Genomic DNA, 15367 nt, shown 5'->3' with positions numbered 1-15367 from the left:
CCGGACCGTGCACCACCCGCCCGCCCTCCTGGTCATCGCCCACGGCAGCCGCGACCCGCGGCACGCCGCGACCGTGCACGCCCTCGTGCGCGAGGTGCGGGCACAGCGTCCCGGCGTGCGGGTGGAGACGGCGTTCCTGGAGTTCAACGTCCCTTCCGTGCGGGGAGTGTTGGAGTCCCTGGCGGCGGAGGGCGTCCGCGATGTCGTCGCCCTCCCCCTCCTCCTGACCCGCGCGTTCCACGCCAAGTCCGACATCCCCGCGGTGCTGCGCGAGGCCCCGCGCGTGCTGCGGATCCGCCAGGCCGGCGTCCTCGGCCCGTCGCCCCTGCTCCGCTCCGCCCTGGAGCGGCGCCTGTACGAGGCCGGGCTCACCCCGGGCGACAAGCCCACGACGGGTCTCGTGCTGGCCTCGGCGGGCTCCTCCGACCCGGAGGCGATCGCAGTGATCGCTGATATCGCGCGGGAGTGGCGGCACACCGGTTGGTGCGCCGTGCGGCCTGCGTTCGCCTCCGCTTCCCTGCCCCGCACGGAGGACGCCGTACGGGAGCTGCGCGCCCTCGGCTGCGACCGGGTCGCGGTCGCCCCCTACGTCCTGGCCCCGGGCCGCCTGCCGGACCGGATCGCGCGCGGCGCGGCCGGGGCGGACGTCCTCGCCGACGTGCTCGGCCCGGCGCCCGAGGTGGCGCGGGTGCTGCTGCACCGCTATCAGGAGGCGCTGGTACCGGAGTTGGCGGCGCTCGGGGCCTGAAGGGCCGGTCCGGTCAGCCGCACAGCCGCTCCCCCAGTTCACTGCGTACGTACCGCACGCTCCGCCCGGAGCGGGCCCGTGTCAGCAGCCCCGCGTCGTACAGGACCGACAGGTGCTGGCTGACCGCGCCCGGGGTGACGCCGAGGCGGTGGGCCAGTTCCGTGGTGGACGCCGGTTCCCGCAGGAGGTGCAGGAGGCGGGCGCGGGCGGCGCCGAGGAGCCGGGTGACGGCCTCACCGGTGGCCGGCGGCGGGGTCTCGGAGATGGTGGCACGGCCGCGGGCCGGGTAGCTGAGCAGCGGCGGCAGCACCGGGTCGATGTTGGTGTGCGCGCCCAGGGCGAACATGGTGGGGATCAGGACGAGGCCCCGGCCACCGATCTCGATGTCGGCCTCGGGCCAGGGGTGCCGGTCGAACTTCTTGACCAGGGTGAGGACTTCCCCGCTCCAGCTCAGGCGCGGGTCGAGGCTCGCGAAGAGGCCGCCCGCGCCCTCCTCGGCGAGGATCTTGCCGCGGTGGGCGAGGTCGGCCTCCAGGACGGCGTGCACGCGCGGCCACCAGTCCGGGGCGAGGCAGTCCCGCCAGTAGCCGTCCAGGGCGGCGACGATCCGGGCGAGGAGGGCGGCCGGGTCGGCGAGGCCCCGGCGCACCACGGGTGGCAGGGGCGCGGAGCCGTACGCCGCCGTGAACTGGGCTCCGACGACGTCCGGCGGGGTGCGGCCGAGTTCGGCGAGCTGCCTCTCGACGGCGGGTCTCGGCCGGTCCGGGCGCGGGGTGAGGAAGTCCGGGAGCCACAGGCTCGGCGCGACGAGCGCGGTGAGCAGTTCGGTGTCCTGCCTGCCGAAGGCGGGGCCGAGCCGGCGCAGCCACGGCCGCTGGTGCGGGTAGCGGGCGGGATCGCGCCAGCAGCGCAGGGAGTACACGGCTTCCTGGAGCGGCGAGTACGCGAAGGACGTACGGGCGAGGTCGCCGACGACGAACCGGAACTCGATCATGTCACCCCCTGGCACGTCCCTGGCACGCCCCTGACCCTTTAGCCGCACGCTAAAGGAATGTCGGTGGGCCGCGGAACCCGGGTTTCCTGTGCTCATGACCACTTCGCCGCCCCGGCCGGCCCGGACGACCCGTCTGGCCGGGATGTTGCCCACCGACCCGCTGCTGCTGCGCCTCTCCCTGTTCACGCTCCTCAACGCCTTCGGGCGCGGCCTGTTCTTCCCGGTGAGCGTTCTGTACTTCACCCGGATCGTCGGCCTCGGCGCCACGTCGGTCGGGGTGGGCCTGACCGTGGCGGGCCTGTTCGGGATCGCGGCGGGGGTGCCCGCGGGGTGGGCGTCGGACCGGTGGGGGCGCCGCCCGGTGCTGACCGCGCTGTGGATCGGGTGCGGGGTGATGCTGGCGGCGTACACGGTGATCGGTTCGTACGCCTCCTTCCTGGCGACGGCGATCGGGTACGCGGCGTTGTGCCAGGCGAGCATGGGGGTGCGCAACGCGCTGTACGCCGATGTGCTGCCCGCCGGGACGCGGGTGGAGGGCCGGGCGCATCTGCGGATGGTCACCAATGTGGGGATGGGCGCGGGCGGCGCGTTCGGTGCGCTGGCCCTCCAGGTGGACAGCAGGGCCGGGTACACGGTGCTGATCCTTCTCGACGCGGTGGCGTTCGTCGTGTCCGCGCTGCTGGTGCACCGGCTGCCGGGCGGTGCCGCGCGGTGCCCGGTGGTGGACGACGTGCCCGGGCGGGGCCGGCTGCGGGCGGTACGCGATCTGCCGTACCTGAGCGTGACCTGCCTCAATGCAGTACTGGCGCTCCAGTACAGCCTGTTGGAGGTGGGGCTGCCGCTGTGGATCGTGCGGCACACGGACGCGCCGCGCTGGTCGGCCGCCTTGATCATGGTCCTCAACTGTGTGCTGGTGGCGCTGTTCCAGGTACGGGCGACCCGGGGCGTGGAGGACCTGCCGGGCGCGGTCCGGGCGATGCGCCGCTCGGGGCTGCTGCTTGCGCTGGCGTGCGCGGTGTTCGCGTGCACGGCGGGGCTGTCACCGCTGGGGGCGCTCGTGGTCCTGCTGGCGGGGGCGGTGGTGCAGGTGCTCGCCGAGGTGCTGTCGGCGGCGGGCGGCTGGACCGTCGGCTACGGACTGGCGGACGCCCGCGCGCAGGGCGTCTACCAGGGCGTGTTCAACTCGGGGCAGGCCGCGGCGACGATGGCCGCGCCCGCCCTGGTCACGGTCACGGCGATCGACCACGGGGCGGTGGGCTGGGCCGTGCTCGGGGCGCTGTTCGTCGGGGCGGGCCTCGGGGTGGGCCCCGCCGTGCGATGGGCACGGCGGGACGCGTGGCGCGGCGAGCACGCCGAGCCCGTCAGGGCCTGACGGGCTCGGGGTCGCGGCCGCTCAGCGCGAGCGCCCGCGCGTACACGGACGCGTCGTCCGCCACCTCGACGGGTTCCGCGAATCCCTCGTACCGGCGGTACAGGGCGGCGTTCTTGCCGACCACGTGGAGCAGCAGCGCGGCGGCGCCGTCCGAGACGTGGAACTCCTGGCCGGTGGCGCGGGCCACGTCCCAGCCGTGCAGGACGAGTTCGGCCCAGATGAGGGCGGCGACCTCGGGGGCGGGCTGCTGCGCGAAGCCGAGGTCGATGGTGCCGTCCCAGACCTCGGGTGCGGCCCAGGCGGCGACGGCGCGGTCGAGCTGGGCGGCGTAGCGCGCGGCCCAGTCCTCGTCGGCGGCGAAGTCCCGGCCGGTCAGCTCCTCGGGCAACTCGGCGCGCCGGGCGCGGTGTTCGAGGCCGTGGGAGGTGTACAGCACCCAGTGGTCGACGAGGGCGCGCACGTCCCAGTCGCCGCAGTGGGAGGGCGCGTCGAGCAGGTCGGGGTCGACGCCCGCCGCGACACGGGTGGCCTCGGCGGCGGCTTCGACGAGGTACGGGTACACGGTGTCCATGCGTTCTTCCATGGCTCCGACGCTACGGCCCGGCACCCCGGCCCTTCTTGAACAAACGCGACAGGCCGCTCAGCGGTGCGCGTCGACCGCCGCGGTCAGCTCGGCCACGGACGTCGCGCCCGCCGGACGCCGTTCCCGCGCCGCCCGGTCGGCATACTCCTGGAGGACGTCGTTGACCGGGGTCGGCACGCCGTGCAGGCGGCCGAGGAGGGCGATCTCGCCGTTGAGGTAGTCCGCCTCGATGGTGCCGGTGCCCCGCTGGAGGGACTGCCAGGAGGAGCCGCCGCCGCGCGGCGTCCTGTCGGACGGCTCGAACCGGATCTTGCCGGCCCGCGCCTTGTCCTCCTCGTCGCGCGGCGTGTACGCGATCCCGGCCGCCGCGAGCACGGCCTCGCCCTCGGCGCGGGCCCGCCGGAACAGGGCGGTGCTCTCCTCACTGGTGAGCACGCCGGAGACCGCCTCGATCGCGTTGGCGAGGTTGGCGAGGAGCTTGGCGTACTTCCAGCGCATGACGTCGGCCACGACGGGTGCCTCGAAATGCGACCGCTCCAGGTCGGCGGCGACGGCCCGCGCCGTGTCGTCGCTGCCCTCGGGACAGCGGCCCAGGTGCAGGATGCCGGTGAGGGGGGTGCCGTCGGCGCGTACGACGCCGGGCTCCACGAAGGTGGCGGGCAGCCAGACGCACATCGCGTACACGCGCTGGAAGGTGCGCAGCGCGAGCCGCTCGCTCTCCACGCCGTTCTGCGCGCAGATCAGCGGCAGTCGCCGGGCCGCGGTGCCGCCGCCCGCGACCGGCCGGGGGCCCCAGGCGGCGAGCGCGGCGGCGCTGTCCTGCGTCTTCACTGCGAGGATCAGCACGTCGTCGGCGTGCAGGGTGCCGAGCGCCTCGGGTCCGTCGACGACGGGCAGCCGGTGGGTGTGGGGTCCGTCCGGGGTCCGGAGCGTCAGCCCCTGGTCGCGCAGTGCCTCGTACTGCTTGCCTCGCGCGACGAGGACGACGTCGTGGCCCGCCTGGGCGAGCCGGCCGCCGATGGCGCCGCCGACCGCCCCCGCTCCGATGATGAGATAGCGCATGCTGATGACCTTTTCATGAACACGTCGGTTACGGTCGCGCCATGACACATCCCGCACTCCGGCCAGGCTTCCGCATCGGTCCCGACCTGCCCGTACGCCGTCTCGGCTACGGCACCGTCCACCTGACCGGGCCCGGTTGCTGGGGCCCGCGCGGCACCGACGCGGAGGCGACCGCGCTGCTGCGCCGCGCCGTGGAGCTGGGTGTGACATTGATCGACACCGCAGACAACTACGGCCCGGACGTGGCCGAGGAGCGGGTCGCCGCGGCCCTGCATCCGTACGCCGACGGGCTGGTGATCGCGACGAAGGGGGGTGTCGTCCGCGACTCGGCCGAGTCCTGGCACGTCGAGGGGCGGCCCGAGCGGCTGCGCGCGATGTGCGAGGCGAGCCTGCGCCGACTGCGCCTGGACCGCATCGACCTGTACCAGCTCCACCGGCTCGACCCCGGGGTGCCGGTGGCCGAACAGCTCGGCGCGCTGCGGGAGTTGCGGGACGCGGGCAAGATCCGGCACGTCGGCCTCGACTCGGTCACGGCGGAGCAGGTGCGGGCGGTCCTGGAGCTCGACATCGTCCCGGTCGTCTCCGTGCAGAACCGGTACAACCTCCTGGACCGCGTCTCGGAGCCGCTGCTCAGGCTGTGCGAGGCGCGCGGCATCGCGTTCCTGCCGTGGTTCCCGCTGGGCAACGGGGGTCTCACCGGCCACCCCGTGTGCGCCGAGATCGCGGCGGCGCACGGCGCGACCCCGGCGCAGATCGCTCTCGCCTGGCTGCTGCACCACTCCCCCGTGCTGTGCCCGACGCCGGGCACCGGAACCCTCGCACACCTGGAGGAGAACCTGGGCGCGGTGGACGTGCGGCTCACCGCGGACGACATGGACCGGCTGGACGCGCTCACGCCCCGCTCGTGAGCTCCACCAGTTTGACCACGGTGTTCCAGTTGCGGCTCGTCGCGATCAGGCCCTTGTTCAGCGCGGGCCGGGCGAGTTGGGCGCCCAGCTTCGAGACGCCGAGGCCGCCGGGGGCGTAGAGGTACAGGGCGCGGTCGCCGAGCCGGAACTCCTCAGGGGCGTACGCCGCCGGGTCGAGGCCGGCGAACCGCTCCGCCGTCACCGGCTCCGAGAAGTACGTGCCGTGCACCTGTGTGCCCGGGAGGTCGGCCGCGGGGAAGGGGCACGCCGCCATGACGGCCGCCAGGTACGCGTGGTCCCGTACGACGACGTCCACCGCGAAGCCGAACTCGGCGTGGACGGCCGCCTCGACAGCGCGTGCGAGCGAGGTCTCGTCGCGGTCGTCCGCGGCGAAGGTGACGTTGCCGCTCTGCAGGTAGGTGCGCACCTCCGTGCACCCGAGCCCCTCGACGAGCGGTCGCAGCCGGGCCATCGGCACCTTTTTGTTGCCGCCTACGTTGATGCCGCGCAGCAGTGCCGCGTATCTGTTGGTCGTCATCCGCACACGATAGGCAGGAACGGCAGGACGGCCGCCGTGCCCCGTGGGGGCGGGCGCGGCGGCCGTCGGTCGTGGGGTGCCGCTACTCGACGATCTTCAGGAGCTTGTTCGGGGTGCCGGCTGAGGCGTTCTTGACGGCGTCGGCGGTGGCGCCGCCGGTGAGGGCCTTCGCTACGTCGGCCGGGGTCGCGTCGGGGTGTCCGGCGAGGTAGACGGCGGCGGCGCCGACGACGTGCGGGGTCGCCATCGACGTACCGGAGATGGTGTTCGTGGCGGTGTCCCCGGTGTTCCAGTCGGAGGTGATGTCCGAGCCGGGGGCGTAGATGTCCACGAGGGAGCCGTAGTTGGAGAAGGACGACTGCTCGTCGCCCTTGGTGGAGGAGGCGACCGTGATGGCCTCGGGGACACGGGCCGGGCTGGAGGTCGCGGCGTCCGCCGACTCGTTGCCCGCCGCGACCGCGTAGGTGACGCCCGAGGCGATCGACTTCCGCACCGCCGCGTCCAGTGCCTCGTCGACGCCGCCGCCGAGCGACATGTTGGCGACGGAGGGGCCCTGGTGGTGGGCGGTCACCCAGTCGATGCCCGCGACGACCTGTTCGGTGGTGCCGGAGCCCTCGTCGTCCAGGACGCGGACGGCGACGATCTTCGCCTTCTTGGCGACGCCATGCGCGGTTCCGGCGATGGTCCCGGCGACGTGTGTGCCGTGCCCGTTGCCGTCGTCGGCGCTGTCGTCGTTGTCGACGGCGTCGAAGCCGGAGGAGGCACGGCCGCCGAAGTCCTTGTGGCTGACGCGGACGCCGGTGTCGATGACGTACGCGGTCGCTCCCTCACCCGCGCTGTCGGGGTAGGTGTACTTGCCGTCACCGGCGGTGGCCGTCTGGTCGATGCGGTCCAGGCCCCAGGACGGCGGGTTGTCCTGGACGGCGTCGATGTGGAACTTCTTGTTCTGGACCACCTTGCCGACCGACTTGTCGGCGGCGAGCCGCTTGGCCTCGGTCTCCGAAAGTCCCTGTACGGAGAAACCGTTGACGGCGGAGGCGTAGTTCCGCCTCAGGGTGCCGCCGTACTCCTCGGCGAGGTCCTTCTTGGCGGCGGTGTCCGCCTTCGCGTCGAGCAGCACGATGTAGCTGCCGGAGACGGCGCCCCGGGCGTCGAGGCCGTAGACCTTGCCCTCGGCGGGGGCCGAGGCTCCCGCGAAGCCGCCGGTGAAGACCGTCACGCCGACCGCCGTCGCCGCCGTGGCTATGGCCGCGGTCAGCTTCATCGTGCGTGCACGCTGGTGAAGTGCCATGAAGAGGGGTCTCCTCTTGGTGATGTGGGGGGAAGATGTTCTACGCGCGTGGGGGCGCGTTATTTCGTGCGGCCCCCGGCAATCTCCGGAAGATCTCCGGGGGTTGAGACGAAACCCTGACCGATTGACGCGACCAGATCAAGACCTACATACACCTGTGACTTGTTCAACAAGGTTCTGTAATAACAAACCGGACGGATCGCCTCATCGACGGCGCGACTCCCCGGTGGACGTCCGTGACAGGCGCTACGCCCGGTCGTCGTGCGGGGTGGGCAGTGCGGCCTCGATGAGGTCGGCCGCCCGACGGGTGCCGCCCTCCCGCGCCATCTCCTCGCGGATCGCGGCCAGACGGCGCGCGACCTCCGGGTCGTCGACGAGGGCGAGGACCGCAGCCCGCAGGTTCTGGGCCGTCGCCTCCTCCTTCGGGACGTGCCGGGCGACGCCGAGACCCTGGAGCATGTCGGCGTTGCCGAACTGGTCGACGGCCTGCGGGACGGCGACCATCGGCGTGGCGGTGGCGAGCCCCTCCTGACTGCCGCCCGCACCCGCGTGCGTGATGAACGCGTCGGCCTGCTCCAGGACCGCCACCTGCGGCACCCAGTCACGTACGTCGATGTTCGCGGGTACGGGCCCGAGGTCGGCGGCGCCGACGTGCCTGCCGACCTGGAGCACGACGTGCCAGCCCGGCAGGTCACCGAACGCCTTGACGCACTCGCGGTAGAAGTCGGGCTGCTTGGTGAACGAGGAGCCGAGCGAGACGAGCAGCACCCGCTCCGCGTCGGCCGGTCGCTCCCACGTGCCCTGCGCGCTCCGGTCGCCCTGGCAGGCGCCGACGAAGGTGTACGTCTTCTCGTCGACCCGGTCGGCGTTCGGCTGGAGCGCCCTGGGGATGAGCACGAGGGAGCGGTCGGGGCGGCCCCAGAACTCATCGACGGTCCTGCCCACCCCGTTCTGAGCGAGCCAGGCGGTGAACCTGTCGAAGTACGCCTTGCCGCGCGGCGTCCGGCGGGGCTCCGCCCACATCGGTCCTGCGACCTCCTCCTCGTACCCCTGCCACGCGACGAGGTTCGGCGAGAGGGAGATCGCGGGCACGTCCCAGCGGTGGGCGAGGACGGCCGCCGGGTAGGAGGTGATGTCGTGCAGGACGAGGTCGGGCACGCCCGCTCCGCCCTCCCCTTCGTAGGCTTCGACGAGTTGGGGCAGCGCCTGGATCGCGTCGTCGAGGAACGGCTCGACGTTGTCGAGGAGCGTGGTGCCCCAGGCCGCCGGATCGTCGTCGGGGCCGGGCAGGGTGGTGCGGTAGAGGACCGGTTCGGCGCCGGTCTCGGCGATCTTCTCCTCGAAGAGGTGCGGGATCGCGTACGTGACGCGGTGTCCGCGCGCGACGAGTTCCCTGATCACCTCCAGGCTCGGGTTCACGTGGCCGTGGGCGGCGATCGAGAACATGGCGATGTGGGCGCGGTGGGGGTGCTGGTGGTGGGTCACGCGCTCACACTAAGCGAGACGAGACGTCTCGTGCAATAAGGATTCCTCCTCCTTCACTCTCCTGCGCGGTGCAGTGCCTGCGAACTCCTAGCGCTGGTACCGGGCGAGCACCAGATTCCCGTCGTCGACCAGGCGGCGCCGCAGCTCGGCCAGTCCGATCGCGCCGCTGTAGTACTCCTGGAGCGCGGGGGTGGCCACCTTGTCCTTCCACTCGGGATAGCCCCGCACGGACTGGGCGGGTGCCGAGCGCAGCTGAGCGGCGAGGGCCGTGCCGGTCGCCCAGCCGTTCTCGGGGGTGCGCAGCGCGGGGTCCTTCAGGGCGCGCGTACCGGTGGGCAGCATCCAGTCCCCCAGGGCGAGTCGCACCATGTTGCGCGGTCGGAGCAGGAAGTCGATGAACCGGGCCGCCTCCTTCTTGTGCGGGCTGTCCTCGGCGACGGACAGGGTCTGCGGGCTGACGCCCTGGGTGAGGCCGTCGGCGCCGGCCGGTGCGGGCAGCACCCGCCAGTCGAACCCCTTGGGCGCCTGCTGCACGATCTGCTGCCGGTAGGAGAACCCGAGCGGCACCATCGCGTACTTGCCCGCGAAGAAACCGGGAAGCGTGTCGGAGCCGCCCATGCCGAGCGTCGTGCCGGACGCGCTCCCGTCGACGTTCACCTGGTCGTGCACGGTGCGCGGCATGACCGCGTCCGCCGCCTCGAACCGCACCGTCACCTCGCCGTCCGCGCCCCGGTGGAACATCTGTCCGCCGGTGGACAGGGACAGGTTCAGCGTCGCCGACACCGGTTCCTTCAGCGGCCAGGCCACCCCGTACCGGCCCTTGCCGCTGAGCCGCTCGGTGACCTGCCGGAACTCGGCCCAGCTCCACGGCCGGCGCGGCGTCGGTACGCGTACCCCCGATGCCTTCAGGCGTTTCGCGTCGGCGATGAGCACGCGCGGCTCCTGGAGGAACGGCACCCCGTAGACCCCGTCCCCGAAGGTCACCGTCTCCCAACTGCGCCGCGGGATGTCGGAGGTGAGGCGCGACGGCAGATAGTCGCGCAGGTCGGCCAGGTAACCGCCGTACGCGAAGTCGGCCAGGTCGTCGGAGGCGTCATGGATGATGTCGGGCGCCTCACCGCCCTCGAAGGAGGTGAGCAACTGGTCGTGGACGCTGTCCCAGCTTCCCTGCACGTACTCGACCCGGATGTCGGGGTGCGCCGCGTTCCACTCCGCGACCAGCTCCTTGTTGGCGTCGACGGACTCCTTCTGCCAGGCCAGTGACTGGAAGGTGAGGGTGACGGGGCCGTCGTCGGACCCCCGCCCGGACGAACAGCCGGCGATCAGCAGGGACAGCGCCGCCGCGAGGACGAGCGTCACCGTGCGCGCCCTGGCCAGGGCCGCGTTCCGCATCACTTCACCGCCCCTGCCAGCATGCCGCCCGCGATCCGCTTCTGGATGACGGCGAAGATCACCAGGGAGGGCAGCGTCGCCAGGAATGCGGCTGCGGCGAGCGGGCCGAGGTCGGCGACGCCCTCGGCGCCGAGGAAGTGGGTGAGGATCACCGGCAGCGTCTGCCGCTCCGGCGTCTTCATCAGGACGAGCGCGAAGAAGAACTCGTTCCACGCGCTGATGAACGCGAACAGGCCCGTCGCGACGATGCCGGGCGCGAGCAGCGGCGCCGTCACGGACACCAGGACGCGCAACCGGCCCGCCCCGTCGACCGCGGCGGCCTCCTCCAGCTCCCGTGGCACGGCCCGGACGTAGCCGACGAGCATCCACAGCGCGAAGGGCAGCGCCCACACGACGTAGACCATGGTCAGGCCCGGCAGAGCGTTGATCAGGTGGAGGTTCTTGAGGACGAGGAACAGCGGGATGATCACCAGGACGAAGGGGAACGCCTGGCTGACGACCACCCAGCCGGTCGCCGCGCGTGACAGGAACGAGCGGTGCCGCGCCATGACGTACGCCATCGGCGTCGCGATGACGAGCGCGATCACGGCCGTGCAGACCGCCACGAGCAGGGAGTTGGCGGCGGCGCGCAGCAGGGGCTGCTCGTCGAAGGCCTGCCGGAAGTTGGCGAGGGTGGGGTCCTTGGGGAGCCAGGTGGGGTGCAGGCTCGCGAGTTCGCGGGGCGGCTTGAACGCGGTGGAGATCAGCCACAGGAACGGGAAGACCAGGAAGACGAGGTAGGCCAGGAGCGCGAGGTACTGGCCCGCGCGGGCGGGCCCCGACGGTTTCATCACTGCTCGTCGCCTCCCTTCAGACGGCCCACGAGGTAGAGGGCGAGGAGGATCGAGATGACGGCGACCATGACGCAGCCCATCGCCGCCGCGTAGCCGAACTGGCCGTACCGGAAGGCCTCTTCGTACGCGAACAGCATGGGGAGCCGGGTCCGGCCGCCCGGTCCGCCGTTGGTCAGGACGTAGACCAGGGCGAAGGAGTTGAAGTTCCAGATGAAGTTGAGCGCGCTGATGGCGAGGGCGACGGGCCGGATCGCGGGCCAGGTCACCGTGCGGAACCGGCGCCAGGCGCCCGCCCCGTCCATGGCGGCGGCCTCGTGCAGCTCACGCGGGGTGTGCTGGAGCCCGGCGAGCAGGGCGACCGTCGTCTGCGGCATGCCCGCCCAGATGCCGACGACGATGACGGCGGGCAGCGCCGTGGCGAGTCCGGTGAGCCAGTCGCGCCCGTCGCCGAGGCCGAGATCGCGCAGTGTCTCGTTGAGGACGCCCGCGTCCGGGTGGTAGACGAGGCGCCACATGATGCCGACGACGACCTCCGGCATCGCCCACGGCACGATGGCGAGGGCTCTGGCCGGCCAGCGGAAGCGCAGGTCCTGGTGGAGCAGGAGCGCGAGGCCGAGGGCCAGCAGGAACTGCGGCACCGTCACCCCGACCGCCCAGAGCAGGCCGATGCGGAACGACTCCCAGAAGAGGGTGTCGTCCAGCAGGTCCCGGAAGTTGAGGACGCCGACCCACCGGGTCGCGGTGGTGCGGCCCGACTGGGCGTCGGTGAAGGCGAGCCCGATCCCGTACAGCAGCGGGCCGACGCTCAGGACGAGGATGGGCAGCAGTGCGGGCAGGACCAGGAACCAGGCGCCGTGCTCCTTGCGCGGTCCGGTGGCGGGGCGCTGCCCCGCCCGTGCTGGTGCGGTCGCCGAGGTCACGGATGCGGCTCCTTCGGGCGGTTCGGACGGCTTTCAAAGACAAGCTCCGACGCTTTCCGGCCGCCCCGGCGGCCTCCGTCATCGTCCTGACGTGGTCCTACGGCGTCAAGAAGTGCGGCCGGGGTGGAAGACTGGCCGGGTACAGGCGAAAGCGCGGGAGGCGAGTGATGGACGAGGTACGGGCGCGGGACGTGCTGGCCCGGGCGGATGTCGTGGACGGACCGGCGGACGGCGCCGAGCTGCTCGCGCTCGGCGAGAACGCGGTGTTCGCGTCCGGTGATCTCGTGGTCAAGGTGGGGCGCGACACCGAGCTGGCCCCCGAACTCCTGGACCGGGCCCGCCGGGAGCTGGCCGTCGCCGGATACCTCGCCGAGCACGGTGTCCCGGCCGTGCGGGCGGCGAAGGCCGAGCCGCTGGTCGTCGACGGGCATCCGGTGACGGTGTGGCACCGCGTCCCGGACTCCGTGCGGCCCGCTGAGCCGCGCGATCTGGCGGAGCTGCTCACGCTGGTGCACGCGCTGCCCGCGCCGAGCGGACTCACGCTGCCCCGGCGGGAGTTGCTGGGCGGCGTCGAGCGGTGGCTGCGGCTCGCGGGCGACGCGATCGACCCGGCGGACGCGGCGTACCTGCGGGAGCGGCGCGACGGGTTCGCGACGGCCGCCGCCGCGCTGATCCCGCGCCTCGCCCCGGGCCCGATCCACGGTGACGCCCTGCCCCGCAACGTCCACATCGGCCCCGACGGTCCCCTCCTGGTCGACCTGGAGACCTTCTCCTCGGACCTGCGCGAGCACGACCTGGTGGTGATGGCACTGTCGCGGGACCGGTACGGGCTGCCCGCGGCGGCCTACGACGGGTTCGTCTCCGCGTACGGGTGGGACGTACGGGGGTGGGACGGGTGCGAGGTGCTGCGCGGGGCGCGGGAGACGGCGTCCTGCGCCTGGGTCGCCCAGCACGCGCCCAGCAATCCGGCGGCGCTCGCGGAGTTCCGGCGCCGGGTCGCCTCGCTGCGCGACGGGGATCCGACCGTTCGCTGGTACCCGTTCTGACGCGGGGCCTTCGGCCGCTGTTCCCCGGCCGCGGGCCGGTCCGTCACACGCTGGACGAGGTGTACGCGCGTATCGGCCACGCCGGGTCCACCACCGCCGCCGCGTCCCCCTTCGTGCGCAGGAAGTTCTGGAAGTCCGCCGCCCACCGCGCGTACCACTCCACCTGTCGGTGGTGCAGCTCCGCCACGCCGAGGGAGGCGACCTTCGGATGGCGCTCACCTATGGCGCGGGCGAGCAGCGCCGCGGCCAGGGCGTCCGCCGAGGCGTCGTGCGCGGTGTCGAGCGGGACACCGTACTCGGTGCAGACCGCCTCCAGGTTCCGCTTGCCGCGGCGGTAGCGGTCGGCGGTGCGGTCGATCGTGTACGGGTCGATCACCGGAGCCGGGTCCGTGCCGAGGCGGTCACGGAGCGAGGGCAGCCCGTACCTGGCCAGTTCGGCGCAGAGCAGGGTCAGGTCGAACGCCGCGTTGTACGCGACCACCGGGACGCCGGTGCGCCAGTACCCGACCAGCACGTCGGCGATGGCGTCCGCCACCCGGTCGGCCGGTGCGCCCTCGGCTCTCGCCCGCTCGTTGCTGATCCCGTGCACGGCGACGGCGTCGTCCGGGATGGGTACGCCCGGGTCGGCGAGCCACTGCCGGTGGCCGAGGACCGCGCCGTCCCTGACCTCTATGACGGCGCCGGTGACGATGCGCGCCTCGCGCGGATCCGTCCCGGTCGTCTCCAGGTCGAAGCCGACCAACAGCTCGCGGTGCCAGCCCATGGCAGCCCCCTTCTCGTGGTGCGTTCCCCCGATGACCACCACCCTCGCACGCGCCACTGACAATCCGTCCGGCACCGCCCCGGGCCGCCGAACCGCGCCGGTCAGGAGACGGGGCGGCCGTCCGCCCACGCCTGCTCGAACTCATCCCGGTATGTCACGAACAGGCCGTTCTCCCCGGTATCGGCAGATGAGTCCGTCCTGACCAGGCGTCCGCCGCCGCGCAGCACGAGGACCGGTGCCTCCATGCCACGGGCGCGGCGCAGATAGGACTGGACGACGGCGACCCCGTCGGCACCGTCGCCGTCGACGAGGTACGCGGTGAAGCGGGGCGTCTCGTCGAAGACCTGGATCTCGAACGCTCCGGGGTCGCGCAGGCGGGCCCTGACGCGCCGCATGTGCAGGATGTTCATCTCGACCGCCCGGCTCAACTCGCCCCTTTTGAGCCCGAGTTCCCGTTCGCGCCGCTTGACCGAACTGGAGGCCGGATTGAGGAACAGGAGCCGGGTACGGCAGCCCGACTCGGCGAGGCGCATCAGGCGGCGGCCGGAGAAGTTCTGGACGAGGAGGTTGAGCCCTATCCCGATCGCGTCGAGGCGCCGGGCGCCGCCGAACAGGTCCTCGGCCGGGAACTGGCGCAGCAGCCGCACCCGGTCCGAGTGGACGGCGACGACGTCGGCGAACCGGTCGCCGACCAGGTTCTCGACGGCGTCGATGGGCAGCCTGCGGGCCGAGGGGACGTCGGAGCCCGCGCCGAGCATCTCCAGGAGGCGGGCGGAGGCCCGCTCGGCCTGGGCGAGGACCGTCTCGGACAGGGCGCGGTTGCGGGAGACCACGTTGCGGGTGACCTCCAGCTCGTCGAGGGCGAGCTCGACGTCGCGCCGGTCGTCGAAGTACGGCTCGAAGCAGGGCCAGTGCTGCACCATCAGCTCGCGCAGTTGCGGGAGCGTCAGGAAGGACAGCACGTTGTCGTCGGCCGGGTCGAGGAGATAGCCCTTGCGGCGGCTGACCTCGCGCACCGCGACGGCCCGCTGCACCCACTCCTGCCCGGCGGGCCCGGCGGCGGCGACCACCCAGTCGTCGCCGTGCACGGGCTCGTAGATGGGGCGCAGCACGGCCGCGACGACGGCGCGCAGCCGCTGTTCCACCAGATTCAGCCAGATGTACGCGCGCCCGGCTCGTTGGGCGCGCGTACGGACCTCACGCCAGGCGTCGGTCCCCCAGTCCAGTTCGGGGCCGATCTGCGATCCCATCTCCATGGGCCGTGCCAGCGACACCGCTCCGGGCGGGATGTCCTGGGCGGCCGCCCCGGCGCCCTCCTGGCCCTCGTGACCCTCGTCACCAGGGGGAAGCTCAAGACCTCCCGAGCTCACCCGCTCCGCACCGCCTTCCGCTCCCCCGAGCTTGTCGAGCACTCCCCCAGCAACGATCAAGG

15 protein-coding genes are annotated in these 15367 nt (G+C 72.8%); 4 read left to right on the top strand and 11 right to left on the bottom strand.

Going from position 1 to position 15367, the window contains the following annotated elements; translation table 11 throughout:
• Positions 1-7 precede the first annotated feature (7 nt).
• Positions 8-748 carry a sirohydrochlorin chelatase gene (locus ACIRF8_RS15885; RefSeq protein ID WP_404215089.1) on the top strand — a complete coding sequence of 247 codons (741 nt, stop codon included), beginning with the start codon at positions 8-10 and terminating at the stop codon, positions 746-748.
• Between the two features lie 13 nt (positions 749-761).
• Here the strand turns inward: ACIRF8_RS15885 and ACIRF8_RS15880 are convergent, their stop codons facing one another.
• On the bottom strand, positions 762-1742 hold the full coding sequence (locus tag ACIRF8_RS15880; RefSeq protein WP_404215087.1) for a helix-turn-helix domain-containing protein: 981 nt from the start codon (positions 1740-1742) through the stop codon (positions 762-764).
• A 94-nt stretch (positions 1743-1836) separates the two neighbouring features.
• Here ACIRF8_RS15880 and ACIRF8_RS15875 point away from each other — a divergent pair, with 94 nt between their 5' ends.
• Positions 1837-3114, top strand: coding sequence for an MFS transporter (locus tag ACIRF8_RS15875; RefSeq protein WP_404215085.1), 1278 nt, complete (start codon positions 1837-1839; stop codon positions 3112-3114).
• Here the strand turns inward: ACIRF8_RS15875 and ACIRF8_RS15870 are convergent.
• A complete protein-coding gene (locus ACIRF8_RS15870) occupies positions 3104-3697 on the bottom strand; it encodes a TIGR03086 family metal-binding protein (protein ID WP_404215083.1) in 594 nt (197 codons plus the stop codon). The two genes, ACIRF8_RS15875 and ACIRF8_RS15870, sit on opposite strands and share 11 nt — an antisense overlap.
• Before the next feature lie 57 nt (positions 3698-3754).
• Positions 3755-4759: a ketopantoate reductase family protein gene (locus ACIRF8_RS15865; RefSeq protein WP_404215081.1), complete on the bottom strand. Its 1005-nt coding sequence runs from the start codon at positions 4757-4759 to the stop codon at positions 3755-3757.
• Positions 4760-4800: 41 nt separating this feature from the next.
• Between ACIRF8_RS15865 and ACIRF8_RS15860 the strand changes: the two genes are divergently transcribed.
• Positions 4801-5667 carry an aldo/keto reductase gene (locus tag ACIRF8_RS15860; RefSeq protein ID WP_404215079.1) on the top strand — a complete coding sequence of 289 codons (867 nt, stop codon included), beginning with the start codon at positions 4801-4803 and terminating at the stop codon, positions 5665-5667.
• Here ACIRF8_RS15860 and ACIRF8_RS15855 read toward each other — a convergent pair.
• The 6 genes from ACIRF8_RS15855 to ACIRF8_RS15830 form a co-directional block, all read right to left on the bottom strand.
• A complete protein-coding gene (locus ACIRF8_RS15855) occupies positions 5651-6205 on the bottom strand; it encodes a DUF1697 domain-containing protein (protein WP_404215077.1) in 555 nt (184 codons plus the stop codon). The two genes, ACIRF8_RS15860 and ACIRF8_RS15855, sit on opposite strands and share 17 nt — an antisense overlap.
• A gap of 82 nt (positions 6206-6287) precedes the next feature.
• Positions 6288-7496: a S8 family serine peptidase gene (locus ACIRF8_RS15850; RefSeq protein ID WP_404215075.1), complete on the bottom strand. Its 1209-nt coding sequence runs from the start codon at positions 7494-7496 to the stop codon at positions 6288-6290.
• A gap of 246 nt (positions 7497-7742) precedes the next feature.
• Positions 7743-8981 (bottom strand): macrolide-inactivating glycosyltransferase, encoded by a 1239-nt coding sequence (mgt, locus tag ACIRF8_RS15845; RefSeq protein ID WP_404215073.1) that lies wholly within the window; start codon positions 8979-8981, stop codon positions 7743-7745.
• Positions 8982-9068: 87 nt separating this feature from the next.
• Positions 9069-10373, bottom strand: a complete 1305-nt coding sequence (locus ACIRF8_RS15840; protein ID WP_404215071.1) for an ABC transporter substrate-binding protein — start codon at positions 10371-10373, stop codon at positions 9069-9071.
• Positions 10373-11203 (bottom strand): carbohydrate ABC transporter permease, encoded by an 831-nt coding sequence (locus tag ACIRF8_RS15835; protein WP_404215069.1) that lies wholly within the window; start codon positions 11201-11203, stop codon positions 10373-10375. The genes ACIRF8_RS15840 and ACIRF8_RS15835 overlap by 1 nt, the downstream gene beginning before the upstream one ends.
• Entirely contained in the window at positions 11203-12126 is a 924-nt protein-coding gene (locus tag ACIRF8_RS15830; RefSeq protein ID WP_404215067.1) for a carbohydrate ABC transporter permease, read from the bottom strand. Before ACIRF8_RS15830 ends, ACIRF8_RS15835 begins: the two co-directional genes overlap by 1 nt.
• A gap of 167 nt (positions 12127-12293) precedes the next feature.
• On the opposite strand from ACIRF8_RS15830, the gene ACIRF8_RS15825 reads away from it, so the two are divergent.
• On the top strand, positions 12294-13172 hold the full coding sequence (locus tag ACIRF8_RS15825; RefSeq protein ID WP_404215065.1) for a phosphotransferase enzyme family protein: 879 nt from the start codon (positions 12294-12296) through the stop codon (positions 13170-13172).
• 43 nt (positions 13173-13215) lie between these two features.
• Here ACIRF8_RS15825 and ACIRF8_RS15820 read toward each other — a convergent pair whose 3' ends face one another.
• Together ACIRF8_RS15820 and ACIRF8_RS15815 are read right to left on the bottom strand one after the other, a co-directional pair.
• A complete protein-coding gene (locus tag ACIRF8_RS15820; protein ID WP_404215063.1) occupies positions 13216-13935 on the bottom strand; it encodes a 3'-5' exonuclease in 720 nt (239 codons plus the stop codon).
• A 101-nt stretch (positions 13936-14036) separates the two neighbouring features.
• Positions 14037-15305, bottom strand: coding sequence for an SAV2148 family HEPN domain-containing protein (locus ACIRF8_RS15815; RefSeq protein ID WP_404215904.1), 1269 nt, complete (start codon positions 15303-15305; stop codon positions 14037-14039).
• Between the last annotated feature and the right edge of the window lie 62 nt (positions 15306-15367).

Source organism: Streptomyces sp. NPDC102406, assembly GCF_044765725.1.
GTDB lineage: Bacteria > Actinomycetota > Actinomycetes > Streptomycetales > Streptomycetaceae > Streptomyces.
The sequence above is the reverse complement of the archived record's forward strand: the minus strand, read 5'-3'. Positions and strand labels throughout refer to the sequence as shown.

Excerpts from the sequence above, each read along its gene's own strand:
- ACIRF8_RS15860 (WP_404215079.1), top strand. The coding sequence starts at position 4,801 with ATGACACATCCCGCACTCCGGCCAGGCTTCCGCATCGGTCCCGACCTG.
- ACIRF8_RS15835 (WP_404215069.1), bottom strand. The coding sequence starts at position 11,203 with ATGAAACCGTCGGGGCCCGCCCGCGCGGGCCAGTACCTCGCGCTCCTG.
- ACIRF8_RS15865 (WP_404215081.1), bottom strand. The coding sequence starts at position 4,759 with ATGCGCTATCTCATCATCGGAGCGGGGGCGGTCGGCGGCGCCATCGGC.
- ACIRF8_RS15855 (WP_404215077.1), bottom strand. The coding sequence starts at position 6,205 with ATGACGACCAACAGATACGCGGCACTGCTGCGCGGCATCAACGTAGGC.
- ACIRF8_RS15825 (WP_404215065.1), top strand. The coding sequence starts at position 12,294 with ATGGACGAGGTACGGGCGCGGGACGTGCTGGCCCGGGCGGATGTCGTG.
- ACIRF8_RS15840 (WP_404215071.1), bottom strand. The coding sequence starts at position 10,373 with ATGCGGAACGCGGCCCTGGCCAGGGCGCGCACGGTGACGCTCGTCCTC.
- ACIRF8_RS15820 (WP_404215063.1), bottom strand. The coding sequence starts at position 13,935 with ATGGGCTGGCACCGCGAGCTGTTGGTCGGCTTCGACCTGGAGACGACC.
- ACIRF8_RS15875 (WP_404215085.1), top strand. The coding sequence starts at position 1,837 with ATGACCACTTCGCCGCCCCGGCCGGCCCGGACGACCCGTCTGGCCGGG.
- ACIRF8_RS15850 (WP_404215075.1), bottom strand. The coding sequence starts at position 7,496 with ATGGCACTTCACCAGCGTGCACGCACGATGAAGCTGACCGCGGCCATA.
- ACIRF8_RS15870 (WP_404215083.1), bottom strand. The coding sequence starts at position 3,697 with ATGGAAGAACGCATGGACACCGTGTACCCGTACCTCGTCGAAGCCGCC.
- ACIRF8_RS15880 (WP_404215087.1), bottom strand. The coding sequence starts at position 1,742 with ATGATCGAGTTCCGGTTCGTCGTCGGCGACCTCGCCCGTACGTCCTTC.